This window comes from Vreelandella halophila (assembly GCF_009856365.1).
Classification (GTDB): domain Bacteria; phylum Pseudomonadota; class Gammaproteobacteria; order Pseudomonadales; family Oleiphilaceae; genus Halospina; species Halospina utahensis_B.
Genome location: NZ_WMEX01000002.1, coordinates 409316 through 423885 on the forward strand (window position 1 = coordinate 409316; position 14570 = coordinate 423885).

The 14570-nt window shown below is 62.3% G+C and carries 16 protein-coding genes; 8 read left to right on the forward strand and 8 right to left on the reverse strand.

Annotated elements, in window-relative coordinates; genetic code table 11:
* Nucleotides 1–214: 214 nt before the first annotated feature.
* From GLW01_RS05200 to GLW01_RS05210, 3 genes are read right to left on the reverse strand one after another with little or no spacing between them, the layout of a single operon-like run.
* Nucleotides 215–2254 (reverse strand): glycosyltransferase, encoded by a 2040-nt coding sequence (locus GLW01_RS05200; RefSeq protein ID WP_202405574.1) that lies wholly within the window; start codon nucleotides 2252–2254, stop codon nucleotides 215–217.
* A 12-nt stretch (nucleotides 2255–2266) separates the two neighbouring features.
* Nucleotides 2267–2599: a hypothetical protein gene (locus GLW01_RS05205; RefSeq protein WP_160898375.1), complete on the reverse strand. Its 333-nt coding sequence runs from the start codon at nucleotides 2597–2599 to the stop codon at nucleotides 2267–2269.
* Complete coding sequence (locus GLW01_RS05210) at nucleotides 2596–3291, reverse strand: GntR family transcriptional regulator (protein ID WP_160898376.1); 696 nt, start codon at nucleotides 3289–3291, stop codon at nucleotides 2596–2598. Before GLW01_RS05210 ends, GLW01_RS05205 begins: the two co-directional genes overlap by 4 nt.
* 201 nt (nucleotides 3292–3492) lie before the next feature.
* On the opposite strand from GLW01_RS05210, the gene GLW01_RS05215 reads away from it, so the two are divergent.
* Nucleotides 3493–4101, forward strand: a complete 609-nt coding sequence (locus tag GLW01_RS05215) for a superoxide dismutase (RefSeq protein ID WP_095616373.1) — start codon at nucleotides 3493–3495, stop codon at nucleotides 4099–4101.
* A gap of 78 nt (nucleotides 4102–4179) precedes the next feature.
* Here GLW01_RS05215 and GLW01_RS05220 read toward each other — a convergent pair whose 3' ends face one another.
* Entirely contained in the window at nucleotides 4180–5064 is an 885-nt protein-coding gene (locus GLW01_RS05220; RefSeq protein WP_160898377.1) for an alpha/beta fold hydrolase, read from the reverse strand.
* 73 nt (nucleotides 5065–5137) lie between these two features.
* On the opposite strand from GLW01_RS05220, the gene GLW01_RS05225 reads away from it, so the two are divergent.
* Nucleotides 5138–5809, forward strand: a complete 672-nt coding sequence (locus GLW01_RS05225) for a class I SAM-dependent methyltransferase (protein WP_237416489.1) — start codon at nucleotides 5138–5140, stop codon at nucleotides 5807–5809.
* Here the strand turns inward: GLW01_RS05225 and GLW01_RS05230 are convergent.
* Both GLW01_RS05230 and GLW01_RS05235 read right to left on the reverse strand, forming a co-directional pair.
* Complete coding sequence (locus tag GLW01_RS05230; protein ID WP_160898379.1) at nucleotides 5766–7043, reverse strand: D-amino acid dehydrogenase; 1278 nt, start codon at nucleotides 7041–7043, stop codon at nucleotides 5766–5768. The two genes, GLW01_RS05225 and GLW01_RS05230, sit on opposite strands and share 44 nt — an antisense overlap.
* Nucleotides 7040–8227 (reverse strand): M24 family metallopeptidase, encoded by a 1188-nt coding sequence (locus tag GLW01_RS05235; protein ID WP_160898380.1) that lies wholly within the window; start codon nucleotides 8225–8227, stop codon nucleotides 7040–7042. Before GLW01_RS05235 ends, GLW01_RS05230 begins: the two co-directional genes overlap by 4 nt.
* Nucleotides 8228–8306: 79 nt before the next feature.
* Between GLW01_RS05235 and GLW01_RS05240 the strand changes: the two genes are divergently transcribed.
* Together GLW01_RS05240 and GLW01_RS05245 are read left to right on the forward strand one after the other, a co-directional pair.
* Nucleotides 8307–8666, forward strand: a complete 360-nt coding sequence (locus GLW01_RS05240; RefSeq protein ID WP_160898381.1) for a DUF1499 domain-containing protein — start codon at nucleotides 8307–8309, stop codon at nucleotides 8664–8666.
* Between the two features lie 2 nt (nucleotides 8667–8668).
* Nucleotides 8669–9454 carry a hypothetical protein gene (locus tag GLW01_RS05245; RefSeq protein WP_160898382.1) on the forward strand — a complete coding sequence of 262 codons (786 nt, stop codon included), beginning with the start codon at nucleotides 8669–8671 and terminating at the stop codon, nucleotides 9452–9454.
* On the opposite strand, the gene GLW01_RS05250 is transcribed toward GLW01_RS05245, so the two are convergent.
* On the reverse strand, nucleotides 9451–10485 hold the full coding sequence (locus GLW01_RS05250; protein ID WP_151440702.1) for an AraC family transcriptional regulator: 1035 nt from the start codon (nucleotides 10483–10485) through the stop codon (nucleotides 9451–9453). The genes GLW01_RS05245 and GLW01_RS05250 overlap by 4 nt on opposite strands.
* A gap of 224 nt (nucleotides 10486–10709) precedes the next feature.
* Complete coding sequence (locus tag GLW01_RS05255; RefSeq protein WP_151440701.1) at nucleotides 10710–11159, reverse strand: PilZ domain-containing protein; 450 nt, start codon at nucleotides 11157–11159, stop codon at nucleotides 10710–10712.
* 105 nt (nucleotides 11160–11264) lie between these two features.
* Here GLW01_RS05255 and GLW01_RS05260 point away from each other — a divergent pair, with 105 nt between their 5' ends.
* Genes GLW01_RS05260 through GLW01_RS05275 form a run of 4 tightly spaced genes read left to right on the forward strand, consistent with a single transcriptional unit; the run spans nucleotide 11265 to nucleotide 14562 of the window.
* Nucleotides 11265–12044 carry an alpha/beta fold hydrolase gene (locus tag GLW01_RS05260; protein ID WP_237416490.1) on the forward strand — a complete coding sequence of 260 codons (780 nt, stop codon included), beginning with the start codon at nucleotides 11265–11267 and terminating at the stop codon, nucleotides 12042–12044.
* A 21-nt stretch (nucleotides 12045–12065) separates the two neighbouring features.
* Nucleotides 12066–13163 carry an SMP-30/gluconolactonase/LRE family protein gene (locus GLW01_RS05265; protein WP_160898383.1) on the forward strand — a complete coding sequence of 366 codons (1098 nt, stop codon included), beginning with the start codon at nucleotides 12066–12068 and terminating at the stop codon, nucleotides 13161–13163.
* Nucleotides 13156–13599: an acyl-CoA thioesterase gene (locus GLW01_RS05270; protein WP_160898384.1), complete on the forward strand. Its 444-nt coding sequence runs from the start codon at nucleotides 13156–13158 to the stop codon at nucleotides 13597–13599. The genes GLW01_RS05265 and GLW01_RS05270 overlap by 8 nt, the downstream gene beginning before the upstream one ends.
* Nucleotides 13600–13617: 18 nt before the next feature.
* Nucleotides 13618–14562, forward strand: a complete 945-nt coding sequence (locus GLW01_RS05275; RefSeq protein ID WP_160898385.1) for an NADP-dependent oxidoreductase — start codon at nucleotides 13618–13620, stop codon at nucleotides 14560–14562.
* Nucleotides 14563–14570: the final 8 nt, after the last annotated feature.

A 14570-nucleotide genomic window follows, 5' to 3' on the forward strand; every position in this document is an offset into this window, starting at 1 on the left:
TGCCTCTTTGGATGGGATTTCATCTCCGTATCTTCGGTAGGCAAGGTTAACAACGACGGACGAGTTGGCTGGCTTGGGAATCCGATCACAGAAGCCCCCCAGATAAAAGTCCACGAGCCCCCGTGCGTCAGCGCTATTGATGGAGATGCCATCAGAATAGGGGTATCGACGGTAGAAAGCGATCTAGGGAATAGTGACTCGGTTTCTAAGGAGCTTACTCATTCGTGCCGTCTTGTATTCCTGAGTCATTGTCAGCCGACGTTTCTCGGCCCAGCGTCCAGAGCCCCGCATACGTATTAAAGCTGGTCTGGGCATAGGTCACTGCCATCAGGTAACCCACCGGCCCATCAAGGAATCCAAGCCGTAGTATATAGACCTGAATGAAGGTTGTAATGGCCCTCAGTGTCGGGTAGAGCAGTGTCCAGGTCCGCTTACCTTTCTCCGCTTTCTGTTGGGCGCTCAGCCAGGAGTACTGGGCGCTCTTGGCCAGGGCGTGGCCATAATCGCGGTGGGTGTAATGGGTCAGGCGGCCACGCAGTGTCCTGATACGGGCACCGTCCGGAAGGAGTATGGCTTCGTGGACCTGGGCGCTGGAGAACGCGGAGCCTTCTCGGCGGAACACGCGCAGCGGGGCGCGGGCGCTGCGGCCGAAGTCCAGACGTTTGCCGTAAATGGTCACGGCCCAGCGGAGCTTGAAAGCATCCGCATTGGGTTCCCCGGCAAGCCTGTGGTTGATTTCCCGGGCGAGGTAGGGCGTTATCCGTTCATCGGCATCGATGGACAATACCCATTCCCCTGTTGCCTGTTCCAGGGCCCGTTGTTTCTGGGGGCCGAAGCCGGGCCAGTCAGTGACAGTGATTCTGTCTGTGTATTGCCGGGCAATGGCGACCGTGTCGTCGGTGCTCCCGCTGTCCACAACAATGATTTCGTCCGCGAGGCCCTTCAGGGATTCGAGGCAGGGGCCAATGTTGTCCGCTTCGTTGTAGGTGATCACGGTGGCGCTGAGTCGCTGGCTTCGCGTACGGGTCAGGCTCTCATCGAGAGCCCGGAACAGGAGGTGGGTCACTAAGGTTACGCTCAGCAGGTAGAAGGTGATGTAGATGCCGCGCTCAAGCGTGGCTTCGGTCAGCCCGAAGATCAGGTAGGCAAGCGGGACCATGGCGCCAACCCGAGCCAGTGAAGCGACCCGATCATTCTCATGCCGGGCGTAACGCAGGAACTGGGTGAATGGGATACCGAGCACCAACAGCCAGGAGAGCGCCCCGAGAAGGCCCCGGGTGGCCAGGATCTGGAACAGGTCGTTGTGCGCGTGGTCGAGACAGCAGCGGGCCAGCCCCTGGGGCAGCTCGCCCGCTTCAATGCTGGCCTGTAACGCTTGCGCGTAACCCTGGACGCCCACGCCGGAGAAAGGGGCGCTGGTAAAGAGGGCCAGCGCGTGCTGCCAGACATCGAACCGGTACTGGATGCCCCGGCCATAGTCCCCGTCCAGCACTGCCATAATCCCTTCCCCGAGCCGTGATTCCAGGCCCACGAACAGTCCCAGAATCAGCAGTCCGGCGATGGCCGAGACAATCCGCTGGCGGCGGCCGGCAAAAAGAACCAGAAAGAGAAGCAGGACCGGCAGGACCAGAACGTTGTTCCGGGTGCCGGACAGGTAGGCGGCGGTAAGGCCCAACAGACCGGCGAGCAGTGCCAGCAGGCAGGGCGTATAGTGCCTGTTGCTGAAAAGGGGTCCTGCCAGACCCAGAAGCATCAGGCCACTGAGCAGTGACAGGTTGCCGAAGGGAATGGCGTTGGTGGCACCGTTAGCCCGGTGAACACTTTCACCCCAGAGCAGGGGGTCTGCCGCGACCAGGCCTGCGAGGGCCGCACACCCCGCCAGCCCCAGAAGGGCCGCTCTTTCCCGTAACCCTGAGTAGGCCAGCGCGACAAGAAGTGGCCAGAAAAGCAGTAGGCGCCCGTGTTTGCCCAGGTTCTTGAAGTCCTCGTACCCGAAACCGTTCAGGGCCCAGGTGGCAAGGCTGACGAGTGCAAAGAACGCCAGGGCAAAGCCGATCAGCTTGATCTCCCGGTCAGCGGGAGGAAGCGCACGGGCGCCGCGCAGCCTGGCCATGACGATGAATCCGAGGCCGGCAAGGGCAACGCCGTAGGTGGCGCCTGAAAGAAGGCTGTCAACGAGCAGGGAGCCGGCGATTGCGACGGCAAAGAGGCTGGTAACAGCAAATGCGACCAGAGCATGAAGGGAAAAGGGCAATGTCGACTCCGGTCAGGCGTCTGGCCCCAGCGGGCTCAATTCACGCACTCTCGGCTCTCCGCACTCAGGATGATCCGATGTTTCGAGAAGCACCTTGAATTCATCCCCTGGAGCCCAGTCGCGATCATCCATCTCAGTATGGAATCGGATCTCCCCGGGGAAGAAATCCATCGCCGCGGTATTTTCCTCGAAACTCACCAGTTCCGCAACGCCACGCATTATCGTCCATTCACAGTCAATGTCCGCTTCCGGCTCCGAAGGAGTCTTTTTTTCAGGCTGGACCAGACTGCAGCCAGCCAGCAGCAGTATCAGCGTTGTGAGCAGCAGAACCTGGTGGCGTTTCATGAGCCGGTCGCTCCCTGGGACCCCGATCCTTCCGTGTTGTCCGGCAGGCATGCAATCACCTGCTCACACTGCTTCATCGCGTATTCATGGACGTTCTGCACCAGCCCTTCCTCATCACGGGCGCGCAGCAGGTCGAGCGATTCACGCATGTGATTGAGATTGTCCTCCAGTACCCTATTGCCCTGGCGCAGGGCCACAAACGCGCAGCGTTTGGCCGAGGGCCAGAGGTCATTGATGGCGGCGGTGATGAAGTAGTTGTTGGCATAGGCCAGCGAGGCCTGGGTGTATTCAATGCCGGTATCCAGGAATTCCATAAGCTGGCCGTTACGGAAGGACTCGCACATGCTTTGGTACAGCGATTCCAACCGCTCCATATCGCCGGTTTCCCACTGGCGGACCAGCTTGCGCCCGGTGTGGCCCAGAAACACACTCATCGCTTCGTACAGGCTTCGTACGAAGTCCTCATCCAGCGTGGTCACAAATGCCCCCTTACGGGGCACGTTGCGCACCAGGTGGCGTTTCTCCAGCATCAGCAGCGCCTCCCTTACGGCGCCATGGCTCACGTCCAGCTCTTTGGCCATGTTGCTTTCATGGATCCGATCGCCTGAACTGAGCTGTTCAAAGGCGATCATGTTCTCAAGGTGACGGGCAACCTGTTCACTCAGGGTTTCGCGGGGTTTGAACGACTGCATTGCCGGAACTCGGGTTCATTTTTATGGGAGGATCGTATCATGTCATCGTTGCACAAATCAGCGGTTGTGCAAGTCGGCCCTTGATTTCTCTCAAACTGATCCCAAAGTGGTAACGTAGACCCCAACGAAGGGGCTCGGTTGACTTTGTCGGCACCGAGGGGTCGAGCCCCCAATACTGAAGGCCGTTAAGGAGGAAACACTATGGCTTTTGAACTCCCCAATCTTCCCTATTCCTACAACGCACTCGCGGAAAAGGGGATGTGCCAGGAAACGCTTGAGCTCCACCACGGCAAGCACCACAACACCTATGTCACGACCCTGAACAGTCTGGTCGAGCAGGACAGCAACCTGCAGGGCAAGTCGCTGGAAGAAATCGTCAAGCTCGCCTATGGCCGTGATGACCTGCAGAAAGTATTCAACCAGGCTGGCCAGCACTGGAACCACAACTTCTTCTGGGAAAACATGTCCCCCAACGGTGGCGGTATTCCGGGCAAGCTGGAGCAGAAGCTGGTCGAGGACTTCGGTTCCGTGGATGACTTCAAGGAGCAGTTCAAGACCACCGCTGTCGGCCAGTTCGGTTCTGGCTGGGGCTGGCTCGTGCTGGGCAACGACGGCAAGCTGAAGGTCACCAAGACCCCGAACGCCGTCAACCCGCTGGCAACCGGTGAAGGCAAGGTTCTGCTGGCACTGGACGTCTGGGAGCACAGTTACTATCTGGACTTCCGCAACCGTCGTCCGGACTATGTCATGAACTTCCTGAACAACCTGGCCAATTACGAGTACGCCGAGGAACAGCTCAACAAGGCGTAAACCGGCCCTGGCTGCCCTCTTGTAAGGGCGCGCCTCAACCCCCGCCCGGTGCGTCCGGCCGGGGGTTTTCTGTGTGTGTCAGTGAAGGCTGGCTACCAGCCCCCTGATGCGCTCCTGGATCCATTCAGGGTGCGTGACCGGCGCCCAGTGATTGGCCGCCAGCCGCTTGCAGCTCACCTGCTGGCAGTAACGGGTCATGGCCTCGTACACTGCTGGTGTCGCGAAGGCGTCCTCTTCCAGGATCAGTATCTGGCTGGGCGTTCTGATGCTGCCCGGGCGTGGCGTGGGCGGCGGGCTGAGCGCATTCTGGCGATAGAGCTGGAACGTATGGCGCGTCAGGCGGGTAACCTCATCGCGTGAGCGTGCCAGGTGAGGGTGATCGGCCGGGACGCCACCCATGGTCAGGGCAGCACGGTAAACCGGCGTGCCGACGGTGCTGAACACAGCCTGACCAAGGCCGGGAACATTCAGTGCCAGCATGTACCAGGAGTGCAGCACCTGGTTCAGTGCCGGTTTGCGGTCGCCACCGCCCTTCAGGATCCCGTTCCGGACCCATTCGGCCGCCGCTCCAAGATGCGGGCCGGAAAGGCTGGTCCAGGATTCGGCCCGGCGGCCATAGACCGGGTCGGCAACGAAGCTCCAGCCGATGATCGAACCCCAGTCGTGGCCCACCAGGTGTGCGGTGCCTTCCCCGCCCCGGGTAGCCGTGATCACGGCATCAATGTCCTCCAGAAGGCAGGGGATCCGGTAGCCTTCGGCACGCGCTGGCGGTGTGCTCTGTCCTGCCCCCCGCATGTCGAAACCGATCACGTGGTAGTCGCTACTCAGTGCCTGCATATGGGGCAGCCAGAGGTCGTGGCAGTCGGGGAAGCCGTGCAGGAAGAGGATGGCCGGATTGGCCGGGTCGCCATCCTCCACAATATGGAGTTCCGTCTGGGGGCGTCTGAGAGTCCGTGTTCGCATGGGTCTGACCTGTAGCGGTGATCCGGGTTATGCTTGTCGATCACCCATCATCCGGGAGGCAGGCGCTGTGTCATTGGCTGGATTTTACGAACGACACGTCTTTCCGCCCGTTCTGAAACTGGCCGAGCGGACGCTGGCGGATGTCCGCCGGGAGCTGCTCAGCCAGGCGTCGGGGGAAGTGCTGGAGATCGGCATCGGTTCCGGGCTCAGCCTGAGCCTGAGCCATTACGGACCAGCCGTGGAACGGATTGTGGGCCTGGAGCCCTCGGAGGTCCTGCTGGGCGAATGCCGGGAGCGTGTGGCTTCGCGCCATGAGGGGCCACCGGTGGAACTGGTGCAGGCGGGGGCTGAGTCCATGCCCTTTGAGGACAACCGGTTCGATACCGTGGTGGCGTTCCTGGTGTTCTGCACCATCCCGGAGGCGGACCGGGCCGCGCTTGAGATGGCGCGGGTGCTGAAGCCGGGCGGCCGGCTGCTGTTCTTCGAACATGTGGCCGCCCGCGAGCCGGGCTTGGCCCGCTGGCAGCAGCGTCTCAACCCCCTCTGGAGACCGCTTGCCTGTGGCTGCAATATCAACCGGGATACCCGTCGGGTTTTTGAGCGTGCCGGCTTTGATATGAGCGGCGTCGAGGTCCAGCGTCATCCGGATATCCCCCTGCCGTTGGTGCAACCGGTGATTGAAGGGAATACCGGGCTGGCTGTCAGCGGCGAGAGCCCCCGAAGCGGCACGGGTCAAAAGCGCTGACATCAATGGGCGTCGGCTCGGAGTGCATCATCATGCCCAGCAGCTCCGCGCTTCCTGCCGAGAGGGTCCACCCAAAGGTTCCATGGCCCGTATTGAGCCACAGGTTCTGTAAGGGGCCGGCGCCGAGGGCCGGCGGGCCATCAGGCAGCATGGGCCGGAAGCCGGTCCAGGGCTCCGCATGATTGAAATCTGCGGCGCCCGGGAAGCGCTCGTTGATGGCTTCCTGAAGCACCTGCAGTCGTGATTCCGGTATCCGGCGGTTGAAGCCGGCCAGCTCCGCGAAGCCGGTGATCCGCATCCGGTCTCCGAGACGGGTGATGGCAACCTTGTTGTCCAGGTCTACCACCGTGGAGCGGGGCGCTTTGTCGGGATTGTCCAGGGGTGCCGTCAGGGAGTAGCCCTTGACCGGGTAGACGGAGAGCTTGAGGCCCAGTGGCCGGACAAGGTCCCGCGAGGCGCAGCCGGCACAGACAACGGTCGCATCAGCCGCCTCAAGCCAGCTCCTGTTGCCGTCGGAAACATGAGCGCCTTCCAGGGCATCACCGTTATGTTCCCACTGTGTCACGCTCGTGCCGAAGAAGAACCGGACACCCGCTTCCCGGCATTGAGCCATGAGCAGTTGTGAAAGGCGATGGCAGTCGCCGGTGCCGTCACCGTTGATCAGAAGGGATGGCTGCAGGTCCCCGGTTGCCGCCAGCGCGGGTTCCTGGCGATTGACTGAGTCGGCGTTCAGCCACTCATGCTCGATGCTCTGTTCCGCCAAAGCTCGGGCCTTGGTCTGCAGACCGGCGTATTCCACCGGGTCGCGGCTGATTTCCAGCAGCCCCTCATGATGGCCATCAAAGCCTTCCGGCAGTTCCTCGTCAATCGCGTGGAACGCATTACGGCTGACCTGGCCAAGCTGGAGCATGGCGCGGTTGCTGGCGTCATAGCGGCCGCTCTCCCAGGCGTAGCGCAGCGTCTGGAAGAGAAAGCTGATCGTTCTCGGTGCTGGCGGCATGTGCATCTTCAGCGGGCCCTGCCGACGCACCAGGCCCTTAAGGCCCACGCCGATCAGATCCGGTGCCGCCCAGGGGGAGACGTGGCCGTAGGAGCGCTGGCCGGCATTGGCATAGCTTGTCTCCATGCCCGGGCCCTCGTGCGCTTCGACCACCGTCACTGAATACCCTCTGCGGGCCAGCATCCGGGCGGTGGTTAAACCGACAATGCCGGCGCCGACGACAAGTGCTCTCATGAGGATGGCTCCCGCAGCTGCCAGTCGTTACAGGTGATGGGAGTGGCCCCGTTATCACCTACGACGACCGTGTTGCTCATACCGATTCCGAACTCACCCGGTGCCCGCAGGCACAGGGGCAGGTGGAAGACCATGCCCGGCTCGAACGGGGATTCCTCGCCCTCGGCGATGAAGCCGGTCCCCTCGACCCAGCTCGGAGGGAACTGCGCCCCCACGGTGTAGCCGAAGACACCGGAGAAAAAGACCTCGTCCGCAACTTCCGCCAGGACCCGATTGGCGGCTGTTGCCGCGTCTGTAAAGCGCTGCCCCGGACGCATCTCCGAGACCAGCGTGTCGTGAAGACGGTGGCAGACATCGTTGAGCCGTTTCATCCGGTCCGACGCCTGCCCCGCAACGGCTGTACGCATCTGCGGCGCGGTGTAGCGGTGGCGCACGGCTCCGAATTCGAGGAAGACGGATTCGTTCTTCTTGATAACCCGACTCTGATGGTTGAGGTGGATCACGCTGCTGCGTGGCCCGCTGACCACAATGGGCTGCAGGCTCATGAACTCGCTGCCGGCGGCCAGCATGGCGCGGGCGCCTTCCGCCGCAATGGTGTTCTCGTCCACGCCCGGTTCGATCACGGCCATGGCGGCCTCCAGGCCGGCCATGGTCATGCGTGCGCTCTCGTGCAGACGTTCCAGCTCTGCTGCTGTCTTGACGCGCCGGACGCGGTCCAGCACGGCGCTGGATTCATGGAAGGCCGTATCGGGCAACTGGGCCCGAAGGGCGTCCAGCACGCCGGGGCGCAGGCCGTTGCCCCACTGGTTGATGCCGATGGCGCGGCAGTCCCGGAGCTGGTCCACCAGGGGGCCGATCACGGACTGGACAGACTCCCACCGGTATCCATCCACCTCGTCCACCAGGGCCGTCGCCGCAGCGGGGCCGGTTTCAATGGAGGGCACCTGGAGGAAGCAGCGCTCCGGGCGGAAGACCAGTGCCGCATGGACCGAGACCTCAAAGGTCCGGTAACCGGTGAGGTAGTTGATCTCGCCTGGATTGGTCACCAGCAGTGCCTCAAGGCCGGCCTCGCGCATGGCCCTGGCCACCCGCTGGCGGCGTGCCCGGAATTCTTCGGCGTCGAAGCTCTGTTCAGTGCCTGCTGCTGTGCTTCGCAGTGCCTCAAGGTACGCGGTGTGATCCATGGCTGGCCTCTGGTAATGTCTGACCTTTACGCAAGTGAAGCAGATTTACCCCGACCCTGTCGTCCAGAATGGAGTCCGTATGAGTACTGATGCAGGAAGTCCGCAACTCAGGCCGTGTCCGCGCAAGCCCAATTGTGTTTCCAGCCAGGGCCGGGGGAAGCAGTACATAGAGCCCTTGCCGGGGGATGAAGGCACATGGGAGCGGCTGCCTGGCGTGCTGGAGGCCCTGGGGGGCGTACGGCTCGTGGAGCAGACGGCGGAGACCATCCGCGCCGAGGCCCGCACCCGGGTGCTGCGGTTCGTGGACGATCTGGATTTTGTCCGTGACCCGGAGCAGGGCGTGATCCAGGTGCGTTCGGCTTCACGGCTCGGCTATTCGGATTTCGGCGTGAACCGGCGGCGGCTGGAAACCGTGCGCAGTGAGCTGAAGAAGAGGTAGCCATGGCGCACACCTACCAGGACCTCCTCCCGATCGCCGATCGGCTGGCGCCGCTGTTCTACCGCGAAGAAGCGGATGGTGTCGGCATGGACGAACTGGCCGGCATCCTCCAGACGCATCCCCGACTGATGATCATCATGAATCATGGCCCCGTACTCGGCCCAGCGCCCGCACTGGCAGCGCTGGTGCGAAGCATGGTGCGCCACGGCGGAGGTGACAGGGTGCCGTTCGGAGTGACCTGGAGGGGGTTCTACCGGGTGCCCGGTGTCGGTCCTCTGTTGGAGCGCCTGGTGCAGACCTCCGCGGATTCCGGGGTCGAGGATGTTGTTGCCAAGCTGAGCAACGGCACCTTCAATGACTGCTGCATCATGCCGGAAGGCGAATACAGTAATGTCGGCAACGGCATCGACATACAGCCGTTCCGCAGCCAGCGCTTCATAGAAGCGGCTGTGAGGGCGGAGGCGCCGGTACTGCTGCTGGCTCACAGTGGTACTGAAAGGCTGGGGCGGCCGATTCCCATTCCGGCTTCAGCCCGCTTCCTGATAGAGCGTCTGCCCGAACACCTGCGCCGTGCTGTGAACCAGAGTGGTGTGGTGAGCCTGCCCTGGTTGCTGGGCGGGCGCATTCCCAAACTGGGGCTTGCCTGTGAGCTGTATTGGCCGGATCTGTCACCCGGGGATCTGGAGGAATCGGCATCGGCGCAGCAGGTCGCGGTGAATGCGCGCCATGCCCGGGCGCGTCTGCAGCGCCTGGTGAATCATCTGGTGTTGCAGTTCGGCGAGGATTAGTCCGCCATCGTTGAGGCGCGCTCTTCGCGGTGCCGTGCCCGGTAGTGGCCAGGGCTTTCCCCGGTCCAGCGCTTGAAGGCCCGGCTGAAGGCACTCAGCTCCGAGAATCCCAGCAGGAACGCCACTTCCGTCAGCCCGTATTCGCCCTCAGCCACATACTGCAGTGCCCGTTCCCGCCGCACCGTCTCCGCCAGGTTCTGGAAGCTCTCGCCCTCTTTCTTCAGCTTGCGGTAAAGCGTCTGGCGGCTCATGTGCATGGCCGAGGCCACCCGGTCCACGTCCGGTGTGCGCGGAAGCTGTTTCTGGACGATCCGCCGGACCCGTTCCGAAACGGTCTTGCGCGGGCGCAACTGGCGCAGCAGCCGGTTGACGTGTGTGGTCAGGGCAGAATGCACATAGGGGTTGCGGTGGGGCAGCGGCGAATCCAGGTAGCGGGCCGGAAAACACAGGCTGGTCTCACCGGTGCCGAAGGTGACCGGGCACTGGAAGATCCGCTCGTAGTGGGCCCGGTAGCCGGGGTCCTCGTGAGCCAGGCTCAGCTGCTCGATGGCCAGCCTGGGATGGATGAAGTGGCGCGCACGGGTGACCGCAGCGGACAGGGTGCGGTCCATGTCCGGAGTGCAGTACAGCGCCGGGTCGGGCACATGCCAGGTGACCCGTATCCGGTCGCCCTCCCGGGTCTGGTAGAGGTGCACCGCCTCATTCACGAGCCGGTGAAGCCGCATGTATTCCTCCAGCGCGTGTTCAATGGTGTCGCTGTTGAACACGATGTGGCTCATCAACCCCATGCGGTCCGGGTCCACAATCTCACCCAGCCGCAATCCCAGTGCCGGGTCCCCGGTCAGAAGGAGTGCCTCCTGCCACAGCTGATTATGGCTGTGCACAGCAACACGGCAGTCGGGATCCTCAAGTTCCTCTGACGAGATCCCAAGAATGCCGTCAATGTGGTCCTGGGAAGCGAATCCCCGGCTGGTCAGGTAGTGGGTGAGAGCAAGAGTGCCGGAAGCGCTCACCGTGGGACTGTCTGTCATCGACTGTTACCACCTGTCAAAAGGTTGAGCGGGTGCGTCAAGCCGGCTCAGGCATTGCGACGTAGGATAATACCTGAAATCCTGACAAACCCAAGGAGTCGCGTCATGGATATGGATACCAACCTCGAAATCTGTGTTCCGCACACTGAAGAAGAAAAAGCCAATCTCAAGGCTCTGTCCGATTATCTGAGCGAGATCCCCGCGTTCAACTGAGGGGTCCGCTCTTACCCCTGACCTGAATAGGTTCTGATGAGGTCCTCACCGCTGCGGTGACGGGCCTTCATTTTTTGTATGCGCTCCAGAATCCCCTCCATGCGCCCCAGGCGGGCCTGGGTCTCCAGGGCACGCATCGTGGCATTGGCCCGGAAGTCGAATTTCAGACCGTAACGGTGCTGTTCCCCTTCAGCGCGCACGTTTGTGACCACCGCAACCAGGCGGTTCTGGTGGAGTTCGCTCCGGTCCAGGCGCAGAGTCAGATCCACCAGTACCTTCTGCCCCATGCGCAGTTTCCGGGACGTGATGATGGCGACACCCTCGCGTGTGAAATCGGCGGCTTCGACGACTTCTCCACGCCTGAAGCGGCTGCGCCCTGGCTTCAACCGGACTTCCAGTTCCGCGGCGGGGAAACGCTGCAGGTGGCGGCGTTCATCGTGAAGGGGTGCTGCTGTGGCCATGGGGTCAGGTTCCGTTTAGGCTTACACTGCTTGATGTTACGAGTCTAAGCCCGTCGCCCGCTCTTCGCCAGTGGCGGGTGAGCGCTATGGCACGGAGAAACAGCTTTGACAGACACGGTGGAACTCAATGCGGGCGTCAAGGGTGATGGCCCGCCCCTGATACTCATGCATGGCCTCTTCGGCGCCGGCGATACCCTGGGCGGTGTGCGTCGACGCCTGGCGCCGGAATTCGAGGTGCACAGCCTGGACCTGCGCAACCACGGTGAATCACCGCATACACGGAGCATGAGCTACCCCGAAATGGCAGCGGACGTGCTGGCCTACATGGATCGGGCAGGGTTGGAGACAGCCCATCTTCTGGGCCATTCCATGGGCGGCAAGACCGCCATGGAAATGGCACTGATGGCGCCGGAGCGGGTTCGGCGCCTGATCGTTGCCGACATTGCGCCGGTGGCCTATGCGCCCCACCATGACGCCATTCAGGATGCACTTGAGGCGCTGGATCCGGCCGCCGTGAAATCCCGCCGTGAAGCCGATGGGGTGCTGGCGGAATACATCGGTGAGAAAGGCGTGCGGCAGTTTCTGCTGACCAATCTGGTGCCGGCGGACGGCGGGTTCCGGTGGCGGATGAATGTGTCGGGAATCCTGGCCTGCTACGAACAGATCATGGCTGGCCCGACGACGGAGCGCGCCTATGAGGGCCCGACCCTTTTCATTCGCGGTGGCAATTCGGACTATATCCAGAGCCGCCACCAGGACGCTGTTCAGCGCTATTTTCCACGGGCTGAACTGAAAGTGATTCCCGAGGTCGGGCACTGGCTCCACGCGGAAAAACCCGAACTGTTTGCCCGCATCTGTCAGCGCTTCCTGGCCGAAGACAACTGAAACCAGCAAGTCGGAATAACAATGAAAAAAATCCTGCTCACACTCCTGGTCCTCATTCTGCTGTTCCTTGGTCTCTTTTTTCTTTGGCCTTCTCCAGTGGATTCCGCCGCCTGGGAGCCGCCGGAGGCGCCGGGACTGGAAGGACCAGCGAAACCGAATGAAGCACTGCAGGACGCTGATGTGCTTGCCAAGGGTGAGATCGAAGGCCCGGAGGACACTGAGGTGGATGGCGAGGGCAATGTCTATGGCGGCCTGCAGGATGGGCGGATCATCCGCGTGACACCGGAAGGCGAGGTGGAGACCTTCGCGGATACCGGCGGTCGTCCCCTGGGCATGGAGTTCGACGATGACGGGAACCTGATCGTTGCAGACGCCTGGAAGGGGCTGCTGTCGGTCGCCCCGGATGGCACTGTTGAGGTGCTGACCACTGGATCCGAAGGCACCCCCTTTGCTTTCACCGATGACCTGGCCATTGCCTCGGACGGGCGCATCTACTTCTCGGACGCCAGCAGCCGCTTCCATCAGCCGGACTACCGCCTGGATATGCTCGAGAGCCGCCCGCACGGGCGCCTGCTCCGTTACGACCCGGAGACCGGCGAAACCGAAACACTGATGGGCGACCTCCACTTCGCCAACGGCGTGGCGCTGACCGAGGATGAGCGCTCGGTGCTGGTGAACGAAACCTGGCGCTACCGCATCCAGCAGTACTGGCTCGAAGGCGATAAGGCCGGTACCAGTGAAATCTTCGCCCGGAATCTACCGGGCTTCCCGGATAACCTCTCCGCGGATCACAACGGCATCATCTGGGTGGCCCTGCCGACCAGGCGCAACCCACAGATGGACGCCTTCCACCCGAGTCCCTGGCTCAAGGAGCAGGTGGCCAAGCTGCCGGAATTCCTGCAGCCGAGCCCCGAGTCCTATGGTCTGGTACTGGCTTTCGATCAGCAGGGGAAGATGCTGGGCAGTCTGCATGACCCGACGGGGGAGCGTGTGCAGATGTTAACCTCGGTGAAAGCGCGAGACGGTGCGCTCTATTTTGGTTCACTCTACAATGACCGCATTGGTCGACTGGATTACGATCGGGCGATGAAAGCCCTGAGGGAGCAACCGGATGAGTGACTGGCACTGGCAGATGGCCGATCCGTTCACGATGAACATCAGGGTTTCTGAACAGGACGTGGATCGCCTTGGGCACGCCAACAACACCGTCTATCTGCAGTGGATGGAAGAGATCAGCTGGGCGCACATTGAATCCGTGGGCCTGACCTGGGAGCTGCAGGAAGAGCTTGGCCGCGCTATGGCGATTGTGCGCACCGAAATTGATTACAAAGCCGCGGCGCTGGCCGATGATGACCTGATCCTTGGAACCTGGCTGACCGAATTCGACGGCAAGCTGCGTTCCGGGCGTCAGTTCCAGCTGGTCCGGCCCAGTGATGGCCGGACGCTGGTGGAAGCGGAGTCCCGCCATGTCTGTATTGATACCGCGACCCAGCGGCCGGCACGGATTCCGGAGCCCATGGCCGAGCTGTTAAAGAAGGCCAGCCACGATCAGTAACCTCCTGGAGGATATGCCATGCGCCAGATCGTCATTCCCGAATTCGGTGATGCCGGCGTCCTTGAACTGCGTGAAGCGGCGCTGCCTCAGCCCGGCGAGGGCCAGGTGCGTGTGCGCGTAGCCAGTGCCGGGGTCAATCCCATCGATTTCAAGACCCGCTCTGGCCAGGGATTCGTGGCCAATGCCATACGTGATCATCTGCCCTGGGTGCCGGGCTTTGAAGTGGCTGGCACCATTGATGCGGTGGGCACCGGTGTTGATGGCTGGCAAAAAGGTGACCCGGTTGTTGGCATGACCGGGTTCCCTCGGGCCGGTGGCGGTTACGCGGAGCAGACCCTGGTGCGCGCCGACGAACTCTGCCGGGCGCCGGAGGGGCTGAAACTGGAAGAAATCGGAGCCGTCCCCCTGGCCGCCCTCACCGCCTGGCAGGGCCTGTTCAGCCATCTTGGGCTTCAGCCCGGCCAGAAGCTTCTGATTCTTGGGGGTGCCGGAGGTGTAGGTCATTTTGCCGTGCAGTTTGCCGCTCAGCATGGGGCTCATGTGGTAACCACGGGGTCCGGTGCCAACGAGGATTTCCTCCACCAGTTGGGCGCTGACGACGTCATCAATTATGAACAGGAAGACGTCCATGACGTCTGCTATGGATTGGACGCCGTCCTCGACCTGGTGGGCGGCGAGGACGGCAAGGCCGCGCTCAGCACCCTCGGGGAACACGGTAAGCTTGTCACCGTTCCCACGGTGACGGCCCAGGCCATCAAGGACCTTGCCTCCGAGAAAGGCATCCAGGCGGCGGGTTACGTGGTTGAGCCGGATACCGACCAGCTCGAGGAGATCCTGGCACTGCTTAACCGCCGTGACGCGGAACTCCATATCGCCGCCGCCTTCCCCCTCGGTGATGCGGCTGCTGCCCATCGCCGGCAGGAGGATGGGCATGTGCGGGGGAAGCTGGTTTTGCAGCCATAGCCTGGCTT

Bases quoted from the DNA above. Each gene is read 5' to 3' on its own strand.
- GLW01_RS05215 (WP_095616373.1), top strand. From the start codon at position 3,493: ATGGCTTTTGAACTCCCCAATCTTCCCTATTCCTACAACGCACTCGCG.
- GLW01_RS05205 (WP_160898375.1), bottom strand. From the start codon at position 2,599: ATGAAACGCCACCAGGTTCTGCTGCTCACAACGCTGATACTGCTGCTG.
- GLW01_RS05230 (WP_160898379.1), bottom strand. From the start codon at position 7,043: ATGAGAGCACTTGTCGTCGGCGCCGGCATTGTCGGTTTAACCACCGCC.
- GLW01_RS05270 (WP_160898384.1), top strand. From the start codon at position 13,156: ATGAGTGACTGGCACTGGCAGATGGCCGATCCGTTCACGATGAACATC.
- GLW01_RS05240 (WP_160898381.1), top strand. From the start codon at position 8,307: ATGAGTACTGATGCAGGAAGTCCGCAACTCAGGCCGTGTCCGCGCAAG.
- GLW01_RS05250 (WP_151440702.1), bottom strand. From the start codon at position 10,485: ATGACAGACAGTCCCACGGTGAGCGCTTCCGGCACTCTTGCTCTCACC.
- GLW01_RS05255 (WP_151440701.1), bottom strand. From the start codon at position 11,159: ATGGCCACAGCAGCACCCCTTCACGATGAACGCCGCCACCTGCAGCGT.
- GLW01_RS05210 (WP_160898376.1), bottom strand. From the start codon at position 3,291: ATGCAGTCGTTCAAACCCCGCGAAACCCTGAGTGAACAGGTTGCCCGT.
- GLW01_RS05235 (WP_160898380.1), bottom strand. From the start codon at position 8,227: ATGGATCACACCGCGTACCTTGAGGCACTGCGAAGCACAGCAGCAGGC.
- GLW01_RS05265 (WP_160898383.1), top strand. From the start codon at position 12,066: ATGAAAAAAATCCTGCTCACACTCCTGGTCCTCATTCTGCTGTTCCTT.
- GLW01_RS05245 (WP_160898382.1), top strand. From the start codon at position 8,669: ATGGCGCACACCTACCAGGACCTCCTCCCGATCGCCGATCGGCTGGCG.
- GLW01_RS05275 (WP_160898385.1), top strand. From the start codon at position 13,618: ATGCGCCAGATCGTCATTCCCGAATTCGGTGATGCCGGCGTCCTTGAA.
- GLW01_RS05220 (WP_160898377.1), bottom strand. From the start codon at position 5,064: ATGCGAACACGGACTCTCAGACGCCCCCAGACGGAACTCCATATTGTG.